The sequence below is a fragment of the Bacillus sp. NEAU-242-2 genome, from assembly GCF_027853835.1.
In the GTDB taxonomy this organism is placed as follows: Bacteria; Bacillota; Bacilli; order Bacillales; family Bacillaceae; genus Bacillus; species Bacillus velezensis.
Genome location: NZ_JAPNNY010000013.1, coordinates 1 through 17,061, shown reverse-complemented (window position 1 = coordinate 17,061; position 17,061 = coordinate 1). Strand labels below are relative to the sequence as shown.

General features: G+C 45.2%; 17 protein-coding genes, 1 tRNA gene, 2 rRNA genes, 1 other RNA gene and 1 other annotated feature. Of the genes, 6 read left to right on the top strand and 15 right to left on the bottom strand.

What is annotated here, in order from left to right:
• The 8 genes from OWN49_RS19275 to tadA all read right to left on the bottom strand — a co-directional run.
• Positions 1–126 (bottom strand): 16S ribosomal RNA (locus OWN49_RS19275); the annotation flags it as partial.
• Between the two features lie 313 nt (positions 127–439).
• Positions 440–703 (bottom strand): pro-sigmaK processing inhibitor BofA family protein, encoded by a 264-nt coding sequence (locus OWN49_RS19270; protein ID WP_003150686.1) that lies wholly within the window; start codon positions 701–703, stop codon positions 440–442.
• A 60-nt stretch (positions 704–763) separates the two neighbouring features.
• Positions 764–988: a YaaL family protein gene (locus OWN49_RS19265; protein ID WP_007408755.1), complete on the bottom strand. Its 225-nt coding sequence runs from the start codon at positions 986–988 to the stop codon at positions 764–766.
• Between the two features lie 18 nt (positions 989–1,006).
• Complete coding sequence (gene recR / locus OWN49_RS19260; RefSeq protein WP_003150697.1) at positions 1,007–1,603, bottom strand: recombination protein RecR; 597 nt, start codon at positions 1,601–1,603, stop codon at positions 1,007–1,009.
• Positions 1,604–1,617: 14 nt separating this feature from the next.
• Positions 1,618–1,941: a YbaB/EbfC family nucleoid-associated protein gene (locus OWN49_RS19255; RefSeq protein WP_003150700.1), complete on the bottom strand. Its 324-nt coding sequence runs from the start codon at positions 1,939–1,941 to the stop codon at positions 1,618–1,620.
• Positions 1,942–1,965: 24 nt separating this feature from the next.
• Positions 1,966–3,657: a DNA polymerase III subunit gamma/tau gene (gene dnaX, locus OWN49_RS19250; protein WP_003150701.1), complete on the bottom strand. Its 1,692-nt coding sequence runs from the start codon at positions 3,655–3,657 to the stop codon at positions 1,966–1,968.
• A 133-nt stretch (positions 3,658–3,790) separates the two neighbouring features.
• An RNA gene (ffs, locus tag OWN49_RS19245) (signal recognition particle sRNA large type) lies at positions 3,791–4,055 on the bottom strand.
• Positions 4,056–4,139: 84 nt separating this feature from the next.
• Positions 4,140–4,622, bottom strand: a complete 483-nt coding sequence (gene tadA, locus OWN49_RS19240) for a tRNA adenosine(34) deaminase TadA (RefSeq protein ID WP_007615141.1) — start codon at positions 4,620–4,622, stop codon at positions 4,140–4,142.
• Positions 4,623–4,704: 82 nt separating this feature from the next.
• Between tadA and OWN49_RS19235 the strand changes: the two genes are divergently transcribed.
• From OWN49_RS19235 to dck, 4 genes are all read left to right on the top strand, one after another.
• Complete coding sequence (locus tag OWN49_RS19235) at positions 4,705–5,256, top strand: cysteine hydrolase family protein (protein ID WP_014304186.1); 552 nt, start codon at positions 4,705–4,707, stop codon at positions 5,254–5,256.
• Between the two features lie 71 nt (positions 5,257–5,327).
• Positions 5,328–6,611 (top strand): LysM peptidoglycan-binding domain-containing protein, encoded by a 1,284-nt coding sequence (locus tag OWN49_RS19230; RefSeq protein WP_032858525.1) that lies wholly within the window; start codon positions 5,328–5,330, stop codon positions 6,609–6,611.
• 95 nt (positions 6,612–6,706) lie between these two features.
• Positions 6,707–7,330 carry a deoxyguanosine kinase gene (dgk, locus tag OWN49_RS19225; protein ID WP_003150705.1) on the top strand — a complete coding sequence of 208 codons (624 nt, stop codon included), beginning with the start codon at positions 6,707–6,709 and terminating at the stop codon, positions 7,328–7,330.
• Positions 7,327–7,980 (top strand): deoxyadenosine/deoxycytidine kinase, encoded by a 654-nt coding sequence (gene dck / locus OWN49_RS19220; protein WP_015388792.1) that lies wholly within the window; start codon positions 7,327–7,329, stop codon positions 7,978–7,980. Before dgk ends, dck begins: the two co-directional genes overlap by 4 nt.
• 130 nt (positions 7,981–8,110) lie before the next feature.
• On the opposite strand, the gene OWN49_RS19215 is transcribed toward dck, so the two are convergent.
• A tRNA-Ser gene (locus OWN49_RS19215) sits at positions 8,111–8,203 on the bottom strand.
• 217 nt (positions 8,204–8,420) lie between these two features.
• Here OWN49_RS19215 and OWN49_RS19210 point away from each other — a divergent pair.
• On the top strand, positions 8,421–9,566 hold the full coding sequence (locus tag OWN49_RS19210; RefSeq protein ID WP_176283080.1) for a glycerate kinase: 1,146 nt from the start codon (positions 8,421–8,423) through the stop codon (positions 9,564–9,566).
• Between the two features lie 11 nt (positions 9,567–9,577).
• On the opposite strand, the gene serS is transcribed toward OWN49_RS19210, so the two are convergent.
• The 5 genes from serS to guaB all read right to left on the bottom strand — a co-directional run bounded on the left by serS (position 9,578) and on the right by guaB (position 15,819).
• On the bottom strand, positions 9,578–10,855 hold the full coding sequence (gene serS / locus OWN49_RS19205) for a serine--tRNA ligase (RefSeq protein WP_003150709.1): 1,278 nt from the start codon (positions 10,853–10,855) through the stop codon (positions 9,578–9,580).
• 54 nt (positions 10,856–10,909) lie between these two features.
• Positions 10,910–11,122: a binding site (T-box leader), on the bottom strand.
• Between the two features lie 52 nt (positions 11,123–11,174).
• Positions 11,175–11,765 carry a pyridoxal 5'-phosphate synthase glutaminase subunit PdxT gene (gene pdxT / locus OWN49_RS19200; protein WP_007615126.1) on the bottom strand — a complete coding sequence of 197 codons (591 nt, stop codon included), beginning with the start codon at positions 11,763–11,765 and terminating at the stop codon, positions 11,175–11,177.
• 21 nt (positions 11,766–11,786) lie between these two features.
• Positions 11,787–12,671, bottom strand: coding sequence for a pyridoxal 5'-phosphate synthase lyase subunit PdxS (gene pdxS / locus OWN49_RS19195; RefSeq protein WP_003150714.1), 885 nt, complete (start codon positions 12,669–12,671; stop codon positions 11,787–11,789).
• A gap of 197 nt (positions 12,672–12,868) precedes the next feature.
• Positions 12,869–14,200, bottom strand: coding sequence for a D-alanyl-D-alanine carboxypeptidase (gene dacA / locus OWN49_RS19190; protein WP_077721682.1), 1,332 nt, complete (start codon positions 14,198–14,200; stop codon positions 12,869–12,871).
• Between the two features lie 152 nt (positions 14,201–14,352).
• The gene (gene guaB / locus OWN49_RS19185) at positions 14,353–15,819 is read right to left on the bottom strand and encodes an IMP dehydrogenase (protein WP_003150717.1); all 1,467 of its coding nucleotides are present in this window, start codon (positions 15,817–15,819) and stop codon (positions 14,353–14,355) included.
• A 120-nt stretch (positions 15,820–15,939) separates the two neighbouring features.
• Here guaB and OWN49_RS19180 point away from each other — a divergent pair, with 120 nt between their 5' ends.
• The gene (locus OWN49_RS19180; protein WP_077723124.1) at positions 15,940–16,890 is read left to right on the top strand and encodes a YaaC family protein; all 951 of its coding nucleotides are present in this window, start codon (positions 15,940–15,942) and stop codon (positions 16,888–16,890) included.
• 44 nt (positions 16,891–16,934) lie between these two features.
• On the opposite strand, the gene rrf is transcribed toward OWN49_RS19180, so the two are convergent.
• A 5S ribosomal RNA gene (gene rrf / locus OWN49_RS19175) occupies positions 16,935–17,050 on the bottom strand.
• Positions 17,051–17,061: the final 11 nt, after the last annotated feature.

Here is a 17,061-nt window from a genome sequence, read left to right as displayed (position 1 = left end):
TACCCACGTGTTACTCACCCGTCCGCCGCTAACATCAGGGAGCAAGCTCCCATCTGTCCGCTCGACTTGCATGTATTAGGCACGCCGCCAGCGTTCGTCCTGAGCCAGGATCAAACTCTCCGATAAATGGATCACAGACTAAGTTCACTGCATCCTGCAGTAACGTCTGTGTGATCTGCATCATGCAGACCTTAGTTTGACTGACTACGCACATCGCTGTGCGATTTATTTAAAACTTTGAATTAACAGGTACGTTTTGTCTTGTTTAGTTTTCAAAGAACTTTGTCCATCGCTCTTGAAGCGACTTAATTATTATAACATCTCAGTGTCAGTATCGTCAATAACTTTTTAAAATTTCTTTTTCAAGAATTCGTTTCGTCATCAGCGACGTATATTAGAATACCACCCATGATCCAACATGTCAACAATAATCGACAAATTAAATGATGAAGCGTTTAATGACTATCAAAGCCGCAATGCCGGGAATTCCCAGAATCCCGCTGATGCCCGTTGTAATCAGGTTAACAGGGATATGAATACCGAGACTGCCCCCGAACAAGTTCACACCCACCAACAGAATCGCGCCGGCAATAAACTTAATGGCAGTCACACCAATCCACCTTAACGGTTTTGAAGATACTCCCCATAAAAAAAGCAAAGCAACCAGACCGACAATCAAACCGATAATGAAAAAAGGCTCCATGAATCTTCCCCCTCGCTTGTTTAGTACAAGCTTATGAGAAGATTCCGGAGAATAGACCTCTTACTTCCATCTGCTCATTTTCAAATTCCGCTGCTTCGCTTCTTTCAAATAAAAAAAGTACTTAGATTCAGCGACTTTCAGCTCAAACAACACTTCAGCGGAGGGCTCTAGACTTTTCTCGACCAGACTCTTCTGTCTGTTCCATTCTTCTTTTTGTTTAAAGAGCTGTTCTATCAGCTTCTCGTCAAACTCTTTTCTTAATGTATTTCTGCGAAGAAAACCCATGCCTTGCCTTTTCCTCCCTTACAATTCACGTCTTCCTTCAAGAGCTTTTGAAAGAGTGACCTCATCAGCATATTCCAAATCACCGCCGACGGGCAGACCGTGGGCAATACGGGAGAGCTTGATGCCTGAGGGCTTTAACAGCCTTGATATATACATCGCTGTTGCTTCCCCTTCAATATTAGGGTTGGTTGCGAGAATAACTTCTGTCACTTGATCATCCTGAAGACGTTTCAGCAGCTCCGGAATCTTAATATCCTCCGGGCCGATGCCGTCCATTGGTGAAATCGCGCCGTGAAGAACATGATACTGGCCGTTATATTCCTTCATTTTCTCCATTGCGATCACATCCTTAGGGTCCTGCACGACACAAATAACAGACTTATCCCTTCTTGTGTCCTCACATATATAACAAGGGTCCTGATCTGTAATATGTCCGCAAATCGAGCAATATGTCAGATTCCGCTTCGCATTGACAAGCGCCTTAGCAAAATCCAATACTGTGTCTTCTTTCATACCTAGAACAAAAAAAGCCAGACGAACCGCTGTTTTCGGTCCGATCCCTGGCAATTTCATAAAGCTGTCAATCAGCTTTGATATTGGTTCAGGATACTGCATGTTTATTTATCCCCCTAGAATAAACCCGGTATGTTCATTCCTTTTGTAAATTGTCCCATTGTCTCATTCGTCATGTCATCCACTTTTTTGAGGGCGTCGTTTGTCGCAGCAAGAACCAGGTCCTGAAGCATTTCGATATCTTCCGGATCAACAACTTCTTCTTTAATGGCAACGTCTACAACTTCTTTTTGGCCGTTGACTTTTACAGTCACCATACCGCCGCCCGCTGTGCCTTCAAGCACTTTTTCAGCAAGTTCCTCCTGAGCCTTCGCCATATCCTTTTGCATTTTTTGCATTTGTTTCATCATTTTTTGCATGTTTCCCATTCCGCCACGCATATTCAATCACTCTCTTTCATCTTATTAGTCTTTTATTTCGATTAAATCCGCTCCGACAAGTTTTTTCGCCTCTGCAATCAGCGGATCTTCTTCAGCCGGTTCGTTTGATCCTTCACTTTCCTGCTGGTGATCATTTAAAAATTCTTCTCTTATTTTACCCCATTGTGCTTCCGGAACGCCAATCAAATCCATTCTTTTCCCGAGCATTGATTCGAGAATCTGTTCAAGATTCGTACGGACTCCGTTATTGTCTTCTGCAACCATTTTACAATGGATTTCGTATTTAAATTTAAGCACAAATGCCTTTTGAGCAGCGGCCACCGGTTCACTGTCATTCAAAAGAGCCGCATGAGATACCTTATTCTGCTGTTTCAGGTGTGCCAGCAGCTTGCCCCAGCTGCTTTTAAGCTGTTCAAGATCAGGTCTTGTGGCTTCCTTCAATATCTCATGAATTCTTCCGACCGGGGCTTTATAATGGCTTTTTCCGCCTTTTTGAGGACGCGGAGCTTCTTTCGGAGCGCTTTCCATCTGAACCTTCACACCGGAGGTTTTCAGCCTTTCTACTTCCTGCTCAAGCTGCTGGATCTTATTCATCAGCATGCCGACCTCAGGGATGTCTCCGGCGGATTGCTGTGCCGTCTGGCATATTTTCACGACAGCCACTTCAAAAAAGATTCTTGGGTGGTTCGTCCACTTCATTTCCTGATGGCTTTTATTCAGGATATCAATCATCTCATATAAAGCGGGGGCCGGTATGTCACCGCTCAGATTCCGAAACGTTTCATCGACCTTCACCTTCTCCAGGACTCCTTCTAAACCGGGAGCGGCCTGGTACAAGAGCATATCCCTGAAATAGAAAATCATATCTTCAATCAGTTTGGCCGCATCTTTCCCCTGCTGGAGCAATTCATTCAGTGTTTCCAATGCCTCGGAAACCTGTTTGCGGTGTAGAGCAGATGCCAGTTTTCCAATATAGTGCTGAGAAACGGCTCCGGTAATGAGCAAAGCGTCATCCACCGACAGCTCCTCGCCGCTGAATGATACAGCTTGATCGAGCAGGCTCAGCGCGTCCCTCATTCCTCCGTCCGCAGCACTCGCTATGATATCAAGGGCTCCTTCTTCCACCTTCAGCTGCTCTGCATCGACGATTGTCTTCATTCGTCCGACAATTGCTTTGGATGTAATCCGTTTGAAGTCAAAACGCTGACATCTGGAGATAATGGTTAAAGGAATCTTATGAGGCTCAGTCGTAGCTAATATGAAAATGCAATGTGCCGGCGGTTCTTCCAGCGTTTTCAGAAGCGCATTGAATGCGCCGATAGAGAGCATATGCACCTCATCTATAATATATACCTTGTAAGTAACGGCCGACGGGGCGAATTTTACTTTGTCACGGATGTCGCGGATTTCGTCTACGCCGTTATTCGACGCCGCATCTATTTCAATCACATCTGATATAGAGCCATTTGTGATCCCCTTGCACGCCGCGCACTCATTGCACGGTTCTTCTACAGGGGCGTGCTCACAGTTGACTGCTTTCGCAAATATTTTAGCTGCACTGGTTTTTCCCGTTCCCCGCGGTCCAGAAAACAGATATGCATGAGAAAATTTCTTTTGCAAAAGGGCATTTTGCAGCGTTTTCGTAATGTGTTCCTGTCCGACCACATCTTCAAACTGCTGAGGCCTAAATACTCGATATAAAGCTTGGTAACCCACAGGATGCGCCCTCCTCTGTTATTCATCATGTTTATTATACATGAACGTGCTTTTAACGCCAAAACCCGTTTTTCATATACGAAAAAACTCACCTGCCATAAACAGGTGAGTCTGAAATTTGATGATTGATTTACCGTGCACCTTCTGTCGATTCGCTACCCTAAGCGTTACTTAAGCAGTTAGCTCAGCCCAGGCAACCCTGCGGCACATGAGAGGTTTCACTTAATGCTGCTTCCTTCCGGACCTGACATGGTTCATGAATTCCCATTGCGCAGGACCCAGACGTCAACGCCACTTACTTAAGGCAGACCTTACAGTAAACGAACCTCGAGAAGGGATTCGGCCCCGCTAGAGCGGATTGCGGGTACAGGGCACCGCTACCTCCCCGCTTAGCACGGCAAAATAAATATCAAATTTTGATATGCGCATCATTCATGATGCACACATAAGTATATCTGCTTCAGGCAGAAAATGCAACCGTACTACTCAGACAACTTTTTCCTCATGTCTTTCTTTTGCCGGCGCAGCTTTCTGAAAAAAGCGCTGAGCATTTCTCCGCACTCTTCTCCGAGCACGCCGCTCACCACTTCCGCTTGGTGGTTGAACCGCTCTTCCTGCAAGAGGTTCATCAGCGTTCCTGTACAGCCCCCCTTGGGATCAAATGCGCCGAATACGACCTTATCGACTCTCGAAAGCACGACGGCTCCCGCGCACATCGGACACGGCTCCAAAGTGACATAAAGAACGGCATCCTCAAGTCTCCATGTCCCCAGCTTACGGCACGCTTCGTCTATCGCCAGCATTTCGGCGTGGGCAAGCGACCTCTGTTCAGTCTCCCGCAGATTATGCGCCCGCGCCACGATCTCATCGTGCAGAACAAGAACTGCTCCGATCGGCACTTCACCTTTCGCTTCGGCTTTCTTCGCTTCTTTTATGGCTTCTCTCATATAATATTCATCATTCATAGGTTCGAGCTCTCTTCTTAAGTTTTTTCATGTCTCATAAAGGTTAAAATAGGAATACCCCAGCAGAAAGGAGTTGCCGGTATTGTCTGAACCTAACAACACAGCCCTTCTGATTGTCGATATGATCAACAATTTTCAATTTGATATGGGCGAACGTCTTGCTGAAAAAACCAAACAAATTGTCCCCCGTATTTTATCATTAAAGAAGCATGCAAAACAAAGCAACTGGCCGATTATTTATATTAATGATCATTACGGGCTCTGGAAGGCTGATATTGATGCCATCAGGGAGGAATGCAGCAACGACAGAAGCGCCTCCATTATAAAAGATATTTCGCCTCAGCCGGATGATTATTTTCTCATTAAACCGAAGCATTCCGCTTTTTACGAAACGGCGCTTCACACCCTTCTGACCGAATTACAAGTGAACCGATTAATCATCACGGGGATTGCCGGAAACATTTGTGTGCTGTTCACGGCCAACGACGCCTATATGAGAGAATACAGCATTGCCATTCCGAAAGACTGCACCGCTTCCAATAACGACGAAGACAATGATTTCGCTTTGACCATGATGGAGAATGTTCTCTTCGCAGAAATAACCACGGAAAAACAAATTACCGCCGAAAAATAAACATGATCAGCCTCCTTTTTTCATATATTTGATAGCGGATATGAAAGGAGGCGTTTTTCATTCAGATCTATATAGTGAAACGGGGCGACACGCTTTCCGCTATTGCGGCGCGCTACCGGACAGCCGCAAATGTCATTGCGGAAGCAAATAAACTGCCTAATCCCAATACATTGGTTGTCGGACAAACCCTTGTCATCCCGATTGAGGGTCAATATTACGAAGTAAAACAAGGTGATACTCTCGCGTCAATCGCCGGCCGTTTCCATATATCGGCCGCGGAGCTTGCGAGGGTGAACGGAATTCAGCCCGGCACCACATTGAGAGTCGGAACCCGCCTTTACATTCCGCAGCAGGCGAATAAGCCCGATATCGAATCAAACGCATATATAGAACCGCGGGGAACGAGCGTAAGCGCTAATCTGCAGCAGGCGGCAAGGGAGGCCTCTCCTTATTTAACATACCTCGGCGCATTCAGTTTTCAAGTGCAGCGGAACGGGACTTTAAAGGAACCGCCTCTGACCAATTTAAAAAGCATCAGTGACAGGCACAACACCACTCTGATGATGATCATCACCAACCTTGAAAATGACGCATTCAGCGATGAACTCGGGCGGCTCATCTTGAATGACAATACAGTGAAAACAAAACTCTTTCAGGAAATCGTCTCCACGGCTAAAAAGTACGGCTTTCGCGATATTCACTTTGATTTCGAATATTTACGTCCACAGGACAGGGAAGCTTACAATCGATTTTTACGTGAAGCGAGAACGATTTTTCATCGGGAAGGCTGGAAGATTTCAACGGCGCTTGCTCCGAAAACGAGCGCGACTCAGGCCGGCAAATGGTACGAAGCTCATGACTATAGGGCACATGGAGAAATCGTCGATTTTGTCGTGATTATGACATATGAGTGGGGGTACAGCGGAGGCCCGGCTCAGGCCGTATCACCTATCGGCCCTGTAAGAAATGTCATTGAGTACGCGCTGACGGAAATGCCTTCTTCAAAAATCGTCATGGGTCAGAATATGTACGGCTATGATTGGACACTGCCTTTTAAACAGGGAACGACAGCGAAAGCCGTCAGTCCTCAGCAGGCAATCGCTCTGGCCGCACGCTATAAAGTCGACATTCAATATGACGAAACCGCCCAGGCTCCCTTCTTCCGATACACGGATGCAAATCAGAAACGGCATGAAGTATGGTTTGAAGACGCACGATCCATTCAAGCGAAATTCAATTTAATTAAAGAACTTCATTTAAGAGGAATCAGCTATTGGAAACTCGGCCTTTCTTTCCCGCAAAACTGGCTTTTGCTCGGCGATCAATTTCATATTGTAAAAGAGACGTTTCGTTAATTGGAAGCGTCTTTTTTCATGGGCTTTTCTGTGAGTGTGATACAATATAAAGGCCGGCAGCTGACGGATGTTTGCAGAATTAAGGAGGATTTTCAATGAACAGAGCCCCTTTTATCGCGGTAGAAGGTCCTATCGGGGCAGGAAAAACGACACTCGCTACAATGCTTTCTGAAGAGCTCGGTTTTCCTATGATTAATGAGATTGTGGAAGACAACCCTTATCTCGATAAGTTTTATGACAATATCGAGGAGTGGAGTTTCCAGCTTGAAATGTTTTTTCTATGTCACAGGTATAAACAGCTTGAAGACACCGATCGAGATTATTTAAAACAAGGACAGCCCGTTTTGTCCGATTATCATATTTATAAAAATGTTATTTTCGCAGAGCGTACATTGCACGGCCAAAAGCTTGAGAAGTATAAGCAGATCTATCATCTGCTCACTCACGACCTGCCGAAGCCGAATATCATTGTATACATAAAGGCAAGCCTGCCGACATTGCTTCAACGCATTGAAAAACGCGGGCGCCCGTTTGAAAAAAATATCGAACATCAATATCTGGAACATCTCATTGCAGATTACGACACAGCCATCAGACAGCTTCAGGAAGAAGATCCGGATATATCTGTACTGACCATTGACGGTGATACTGAAGACTTTGTTTTGAATAAGACAGACTATGAAAGAATTGCCCGTCAGGTAAAGGAGCTTATTAAATGAAAGACATTCATATTCCAAACAATGCCATTATAACAGTAGCAGGAACGGTAGGAGTCGGAAAATCGACTTTGACCAAAGCTTTAGCAAAACGGCTCGGGTTTCATACCTCACTTGAGGAAGTGGATGAAAACCCTTATTTAGAGAAGTTTTATCACGATTTTGAACGCTGGAGCTTCCATTTGCAAATTTATTTTCTGGCTGAGCGGTTCAAAGAGCAGAAAAACATGTTTGAATCAGGCGGCGGATTCGTGCAGGACCGTTCGATTTATGAAGATACAGGCATATTCGCAAAAATGCATGCGGATAAAGGAACCATGTCGCTGACAGATTACACAACATACACAAGCCTATTTGAGGCGATGGTCATGACGCCGTATTTCCCGCATCCTGATGTTTTGATCTACTTAGAAGGCGACCTTGAATACATTATAAGCCGGATTGAAAAGCGGGGCCGCGAGATGGAGCTGCAGACAAACCGCTCTTATTGGGAAGAGATGTATACACGGTACGAAGACTGGATCAGCGGTTTTAACGCCTGCCCTGTGCTGAAAGTACGCATTGAAGATTATGACCTTGAAGCTGATGAACAGTCACTGGAACCTTTGATCGAAAAAATCAGTCACGTGATCAACGAAAACAGAAACAAATAAAAATAGCAAAGCGATTTTCCCCGAACAGAGAAAATCGCTTTTTTTGCATATAAAAAATCCGCTGCATTACATGCAGCGGACAAAACAATCTCCAATATATGCTCGAGTTTCATTAGGTTTAAAATCAATATGGCGGAGGAAGAGGGATTCGAACCCCCGCGGGCTTTGACACCCCTGTCGGTTTTCAAGACCGATCCCTTCAGCCAGACTTGGGTATTCCTCCGTATCGACATTTAATAATATACCACATGACCCAGATTTCAGTCAAGCGCTTTTTCATATTTTTTATTTCATTTCTTAAACAGCTTTTCCGTCAGCTTTACTATCATACAAAAGTCTTGCGTCCAATTCAACCTCAGTATGCCATACGGGCAGGAAAACACAATAAAAATCAAGAATAGATTCAAACAGATAACCTGCTCATAAAGGTGGAGAACATAATGAAAATCATCATTGCACCCGATTCTTTCAAAGAAAGCATGACATCAAAAGAAGCAGCTGACAGCATAGAAAAAGGATTCAAAGCGGTCTTCCCTGACGCGGAATATACCAAGATACCCGCGGCTGATGGCGGAGAAGGAACCGTTCAGGCTTTGACGGATGCCACTGGCGGAAGCATCATCAAAAAAACTGTGACCGGTCCGCTGGGAACACCGGTAAACGCCGCATATGGACTTCTGGGAGACGGACGCACGGCAGTCATTGAAATGGCGGAAGCATCGGGTCTCCATCTCGTTCCCCGCCACCTCAGAGATCCGTTGAACACAACGACAAGAGGAACGGGTGAACTAATAGCAGATGCAGCCTCCCGCGGGGCGAGTGAGATCATCATCGGGCTTGGCGGGAGTGCAACCAATGACGGCGGAACAGGAATGGCGAGCGCGCTCGGTGTGCGTTTCTTAAATGAGGAAGGTCAGGAGATACCTGACGGCGGAGGCGCTCTGCACACCCTAGCTTCTATTGATATAAGCGGGCTCTCCCCTGATTTGAAACATATCCGTTTTCGTGCCGCATGTGATGTCGAAAATCCCCTGACCGGTGAAAACGGCGCGTCATATGTCTTCGGCCCGCAAAAAGGGGCGTCCGAGAAGACTAAAGTTGTATTGGATCGCAATTTACGCCATTTCGCTGATGTATTGAGACGTCAGCACGATATCGAAGCGGATACCGTAAAAGGCGCGGGCGCCGCAGGTGGGCTGGGCGCTGGACTGATCGCTTTCTTACAGGCAGAACTTCAAAGCGGGATTGACGTTGTATTAGATACACTGTCCTTCTCAGATCAGATAAGAGATGCTGACCTTGTCATTACCGGAGAGGGCCAGATTGACGGACAAACGATATTCGGTAAAACCCCCGCCGGGATCGCCTCACGCGCAGCCGCTCAAGAAATTCCCGTTATCGCATTGGCGGGCTCCTTAGGCAAAAATTTCGAGCATGTTTACAGCGCAGGAATAACAGCTGTATTTTCTATCGTGCCCGGCCCTGTAAGTCTTGAAGACGCCTTAGCATCCGGCCGTTTTAACCTTGAAAGCACAGCTCGGAATGCCGCCGCTCTATACCGGGCAGCAAAAAAGGCGCGCCTCTAGGGCGCACCTTTTTATGGTTTGATGACTTCTTTATTTCCCATATAAGGACGAAGCACTTTAGGAATGATGACACTTCCGTCTTCCTGCTGGTAGTTTTCCAAGATGGCAGCTACTGTTCGGCCGACTGCAAGACCTGAACCGTTTAATGTATGCACATGCTCCGGCTTGCCTTTCGCTTCGCGTCTGAAACGAATGTTCGCACGCCTTGCCTGGAAGGCTTCAAAGTTGCTGCAAGAAGAAATTTCACGATATGTGTCTTGGCTTGGAATCCAAACCTCAATATCGTACTTTTTCGCAGCTGTAAAGCCGAGATCACCGGTACACATGCTCATGACGCGATACGGCAGTTCAAGCAGCTGAAGCACCCGCTCAGCTTGATTTGTCAGTTTTTCAAGCTCCTCATAAGAATCTTCCGGCTTCACGAACTTTACAAGCTCAACCTTGTTGAACTGATGCTGACGGATCAAACCGCGTGTATCACGGCCGGCGGATCCCGCTTCTGAACGGAAGCAGGCGCTGAACGCGGCATAATTGATCGGCAGGTTCTCACCGGATAAGATTTCATCGCGGTGCATATTTGTAATCGGCACTTCCGCCGTCGGAATTAAGAAATAATCCTCTTCTCTGATTTTAAAAGCATCCTCTTCAAATTTAGGAAGCTGTCCCGTACCTGTCATGCTCGTACGGTTTACCATATAAGGAGGAATGACTTCCGTGTAATCATATTCATCCACGTGAAGATCCAGCATAAAGTTGTAGAGCGCGCGTTCGAGGCGGGCGCCTAATCCTTTATAAAACACAAACCGGCTGCCTGTTACTTTTGAAGCGCGTTCGAAATCAAGAATGTTTAAGCGGTCTGCGATATCCCAATGCGGTTTCGGCTCATATGAAAATGCCGGCGCCTCTCCCCACTTGCGAATTTCAATGTTATCATCTTCCGTTTCTCCGACGGGCACTGAATCGTGCGGGATGTTCGGAATAGACAGAAGGATGGTTTCGAGCGTCGTTTCGACAGTACGAAGCTCTTCATCAAGCTTCTTAATTTCTTCGCCTACTTCACGCATCTCTTTAATAATATGATCAGCGTCTTTTTTCTCCCGTTTCAAAACGGCGACCTGCTGAGACACTTCATTGCGTTTTCCCTTCAGTTCTTCTACTTTACCGATAAGCTCTCTTCTCTTTTCATCCAGCTCTTCAAACTTGTCAAAGTCAGATAAGTCTTCGCCTTTTGGAATGAGCTTCGCTTTTACCTCTTGAAAATTGGCTCTCAGCACCTTCGTATCAATCATGCCTAACAACTCCTATCTGTTTTTATCGAAAATAAAAAAGAGCCCTCATCCCCTAAAAGGGACGAGAGCTCTCGCGTTGCCACCCTGATTGAAAACAAGCTCACACTTGCTTCCCGCTTTAACACATAACGGTTTTCCCGTAAATGCCTACTTGTTTTCAGCATTTCGCTCAAGGACGGATTCGGACAGCATCTTTCACCGATTCGCACCACCCATCGGCTCTCTTTGAAAGAGGGGCTCCCTACTGCTTCCTGTCAACGCTTTTCGATCTTTATTTGTGATTATAATGTACTATAAGTATCAGCGGTTTTCAACTGTTTTATACAGCTGTTTCCTGCTTATGCTTTTCCGCCATCTTCACAAACAGCTCTGTCACCCGGTGATCATCCGTCAGTTCAGGATGGAACGAGCAGCCGAGGAAATTTCCCTGCTTTGCAGCCACGATGCGTCCGTTATGCTCACAAAGCACTTCAACATCTTCTCCGGCTTCTAAAATATGCGGTGCGCGAATAAATACACCCGTAAACGGCTCATCAAGGCCTTTAATCGTCAGATCAGCTTCAAAGCTGTCGACCTGACGGCCAAAGGAATTACGCTCGACAACAACGTTCAACAGCCCTAAATGAGCATTATCCGTTCCCGCTATCTCTTTGGCTAAGATAATCAGACCGGCGCATGTGCCGAACATCGGCTTGCCTTGGGCGGCAAACTCGCGAAGCGGCTCCATAAAATGATACGTATCCATTAAACGCCGCATTGTCGTGCTTTCCCCTCCCGGCAGGATTAAGCCGTCGATGTCATTCAGCTGTTCAGGACGCTTAATGACGACACCTTTTGAACCACATGCTTCAATTGAACGAATATGTTCTCTTACTGCTCCTTGAAGTCCAAGTACACCAATTGTTAACATGCTTCCAGCTCTCCTATGGTTTTACCAGCCGCGTTCTTGCATACGCTGTTCCGGCAATAGATTTGAGATTTCGATTCCTTTCATTGCTGTGCCTAATTCTTTAGAAAGCTCAGCGATCAGTTTGTAGTCTGTGTAATGAGTCGTTGCTTCAACAATTGCTTTGGCGAATTTAGCAGGGTTGTCTGATTTGAAAATACCTGAACCGACAAATACGCCGTCAGCGCCAAGCTGCATCATCAATGCCGCGTCAGCAGGCGTCGCTACTCCGCCGGCAGCAAAGTTCACTACAGGCAGTTTGCCGTCACGTTTGATTTGAAGAAGCAGTTCATAAGGAGCGCCGAGGTTTTTAGCTTCAGTCATCAGCTCATCATCGCTCATCGCAACAACTTTGCGCACTTGCGCGTTTACTTTTCTCATATGGCGGACAGCTTCCACAATGTTTCCTGTTCCCGGTTCGCCTTTTGTACGAAGCATGGAAGCTCCTTCGGCGATACGACGAGTTGCTTCGCCGAGATCACGGCAGCCGCATACGAACGGGACTGTATATTCATTTTTATTTAAATGAAATTCTTCGTCAGCCGGAGTCAGAACTTCACTTTCATCGATGTAATCTACCCCCATTGCTTCAAGGACACGCGCTTCAACGATATGTCCGATACGCGCTTTTGCCATTACGGGAATGGATACAGCATTCATTACTTCTTCAACGATTGTCGGATCAGCCATGCGGGCAACACCGCCGGCAGCGCGAATATCAGCCGGAACGCGTTCTAACGCCATTACGGCAACAGCTCCCGCCTCTTCCGCAATCTTCGCTTGTTCAGCATTTACAACGTCCATGATGACGCCGCCTTTTTGCATTTCCGCCATGCCGCGTTTTACACGATCAGTACCTGTTTGAGCCATTATTTGGTCCCCCTAGTCAATGTATAGTTAGATAATGTCTATCTCTTATTGTATCCCAGAAATACAATATTTCATATGGGTATTCTTATTTTACAGCGAGATAAATAAGATAGATATCATTTTTTTACTAATAATTTGGTTTTTTCAGTATATTAAGCAAAAGAGCCCTAACTTTCATCAGAGCTCTTTCTTATTTCTTAAAACCAGCCTGTTACCGTGTCAACGGCGCTGTTCCAGATACCGGAGAAGAATCCGCCGATGCCGCGCATCATCTGAACAAACCAGTTTGCTTTATCTACATCATTTTTCGTTACAAGATTCACGCTGAACTCTTTGGATTTGAGGAATCCATAGTCTTTGTCACTGCCTTTGTATGTAACTGTCAGCGTTCCGACTTTCGTTCCCTTTTTCACAGGAGCCGTGATTTCTTTTTTATCTATATTCACTTCGGCTTTATAGTTCTTTTCATCCCCGCTTTTCACAGGAATAGAAAGCGCCTTGTCAGTAACAATATCAACTTGCTTGTCTTTCCCTTTTTCAACGTCAACCGTTTTGTGCCCTTTTACTTGAGAGCCTTCAGGGTAAAGATCTTTCATTGAGAAATTGCTGTTAAATGCGTAATCGAGCATTTTTTTCGTTTCATCAAAACGTCCGGTATGCAGGTTGCCTTTTGCGTTTAATACAACGGTGATGACCCGCATTCCGTTCCGCTGTGCTGTGCTTGTAAAACAAGATCCCGCAGAATCAGTAGAACCCGTTTTTAAGCCGTCAACGCCAGGGTATTCAGAAACAAGACCTTTTAACATGAAGTTCCAGTTCGGCATGTCCATTTCATCATCAGTGCCGGCTCTGAATTTCGTTTTAGCGATGCTTGTTGTTTTGAGAACTTCCGGATAATCAGTGATCAGGCGGTCTGCAAGAAGCGCCATGTCTTTAGCAGAAACTTCACTCTCTTCTTTAACGCCTTCTCCTTGCGGCTGCTTGCCGTGAAGGTCTTCATTCACAAGCCCTGTGGCATTTTTAAAATCATAGTTTGTCATGCCTAATTCTTTGGCTTTCGCATTCATTTCAGCGACAAATTTCGTTTCAGTTCCGGCAAGAATTTCGGCAACTGCAATCGCGGCTCCGTTAGCAGAGTAAATCGCCATGGCCTGATACAGTTCTTTAACCGTGTATTTGCCGTCTTTTCGAAGGGGGACGTTTGATAAACTGTTGTCTTGAGAAATTTCATAGACATAATCATCTGGAGTATACGTTTGGTCCCATTTCACTTTTCCTTCTTTAATGGCTTCCAGAAGCAGATATTCAGTCATCATTTTTGTCATGCTGGCAATCGGCAGTCTTTTGTCTGCATTTTTACTGTATAAAATTTTTCCCGATGAAGCCTCAATCATTATCGCAGCTGATGCGTTGACATCAATCGGGTCATTGCCGGCTGCCTCCGCTTTAGACATCGGAACAAAGCAAGTTGCGGCCAGTGCCAGTACCACTAATGACACCAACAGCTGTTTCCATTTCGTGATGTTCAATCTTACGACCTCCGTCATTCATTTTAAATCTATAATTAAGCCGTTAAGGACATATTCAAATTCAAAACACAACAGTATAAATTTTATCACACTCGATATAAAAAAAATAGACAGAGTCAGCGACCCTGTCAAATGTTTTTTATTTGTAACAATTATGAGATTGTGTAGTTTGGTGATTCTTTCGTAATTTGGACATCATGCGGATGACTTTCACGAAGACCGGCACCTGTCATACGGATGAATTGAGCCTCTTCTCTTAGAGCGCGCAAGTCTTTTGAACCGCAATATCCCATACCTGAACGAAGACCGCCGACAAGCTGATACACTGTTTCTTCTACAGGACCTTTGTACGGAGTCCGTCCTTCGATACCTTCAGGGACGAATTTCTTATTTTCTTCTTGGAAATATCGGTCTTTACTGCCTTTTTCCATGGCAGCGACAGAACCCATACCGCGATATACTTTAAATCTTCTGCCCTGATAGATTTCAGTCTCTCCCGGGCTTTCTGAAGTACCGGCAAGCAGGCTTCCGAGCATTACGGCATGTCCGCCTGAAGCCAACGCTTTCGTAATATCTCCGGAGAATTTAATACCGCCGTCTGCGATAATTGTCGCGCCGTGTTTTCTCGCTTCAGTGGCACAATCATAAATGGCAGTGATCTGCGGTACGCCTACACCTGCAACGACGCGTGTCGTACAGATAGAACCAGGCCCGATTCCCACTTTGACAATATTTGCTCCGGCTTCAATCAGAGCTTTTGTCGCTTCAGCCGTTGCAACATTTCCTGCGATAATGTTCAGTTCAGGATATGTTTCACGGATTTTCGCAACTGTGTTCAGTACGCCTCTGGAATGTCCGTGAGCCGTATCAACCACGATAACGTCGACATTCGCTTCAACAAGCTTGCTGACGCGTGTCATTGTATCGCCTGTCACGCCTACCGCAGCGCCGACAATAAGGCGTCCGTGTTCATCTTTAGATGAATTCGGGAATTCGATAACCTTTTCAATATCTTTGATCGTGATAAGACCTTTTAATTTGTTTTGGTCATCCACTAATGGAAGTTTTTCAATTTTATGTTTCTGTAAGATTTTTTCTGCTTCGTCTAATGTGGTTCCCACAGGAGCCGTAACCAGCTCTTCTTTTGTCATGACATCACTGATTTTCATTGAATAATCAGAGATAAAGCGAAGATCACGGTTTGTAATGATACCGACAAGCTTTTGATCGTCTTTATTATCTACGATCGGAACACCGGAAATTCTGTATTTCCCCATCAAATGCTCCGCATCGAATACTTGATGATCAGGTGTTAAAAAGAAGGGATTTGTAATAACGCCCCGTTCAGAACGTTTGACTTTGTCAACATGTTCAGCCTGCTGTTCGATGGACATGTTTTTATGGATAATGCCTAAGCCGCCCTGTCTGGCCATCGCAATCGCCATAGCTGATTCTGTTACTGTATCCATTCCCGCACTGATGACAGGAATATTAAGCTTTAACGTTTTTGTCAGTTCAACAGATAAATCCACATCACGCGGAAGTACGTCTGATTGAGCCGGTACGAGCAGTACATCATCGAACGTTAAGCCTTCTTTTGAAAATTTACTTTCCCACATTAGTAAATCCCCCTCTTTTCGGCAAAATATTATATGTAGATTATCAACTAGAAAACAGCATGTCAAGGAAGCGAAAAAGAGTTGAAATATTTAGATAAAGGAAAGGGTTTAAAAATACATATGAGAGATCATGAGTGGAAAGAGTTATCATTATTTTATTCCGTAGAATCTTCCCAAAAATTTCTAAGCAAAGTCTATACAGAAAGCGGCATGGAAGAACCAAAACGATATGCGTTTAAGAACAGTGAGCGCTTCATATTCTTTATCAAACACGCCGAGTCCTTCTATAAGCAGGCATCTCTTTCACCTTTAGAAATTAAGCCTATTCTGTTGTTTTACGGGATGTCACAATTGCTGAAAGCCTGCCTTCTGACCACAGATCCAAGCTATCCAAGCCACGCTTCAGTACTCGCACATGGCGTGACTGCCCGGAAACGCAAAAAGCAAAATTACTCCTTTAGGGATGATGAAGTGAAGGTGCAGCGCAATGGCTTATGTATTCATGTAATGAAGCACTTATTCGGAATAGCTGGTCTTGAGGAAGAACGGTACACAATGAAGAAATTGCTGACAGCCATACCTGAATTGCATACTGTCTTTTACTTCCAAGAGAAAAAGAATTGGCTGACCCAAGTAGAGCTGAAAGATGACCTTATTTCAGTGCCTGAGCATGCGGTGATTCATTACAATATGTCTGATTCCCGCTTTGCTGAATATATCAGCCATCATTTGAAATGGTCTTTTCTGAGGAAAGACCATAACCACTTGGTTTTTGAGGCTGACCCGATAGAAAGAGAACCTTGGTCTTCTCCAAATTTATTGTTTCACTTGGAGAAAAATCAATATTACATTCCCTCTCAGCGTGATCACTTCCTGCATCTTCCGGAAATGATTATTCATTATTTGGTCCTCTACAATATCGGGATGATTGCAAGATATGAAACGGAGTGGTGGTATGAACTGCTGACACAGCATGTCAGTGATGATTATGTGATGATCCGACGGTTCTTAGAGGTCACGGAACGCAAATTTCCGTATTACGTTTCTAAATTCCTGAAGCAATACTTATAAACAAAAAAGGCAGCTCATGATGAGCTGCCTTTACCGTAATAATAGCTTGGCGGCGTCCTACTCTCACAGGGGGAAACCCCCGACTACCATCGGCGCTGAAGAGCTTAACTTCCGTGTTCGGCATGGGAACGGGTGTGACCTCTTCGCTATCGCCACCAAACCATTGAGAGT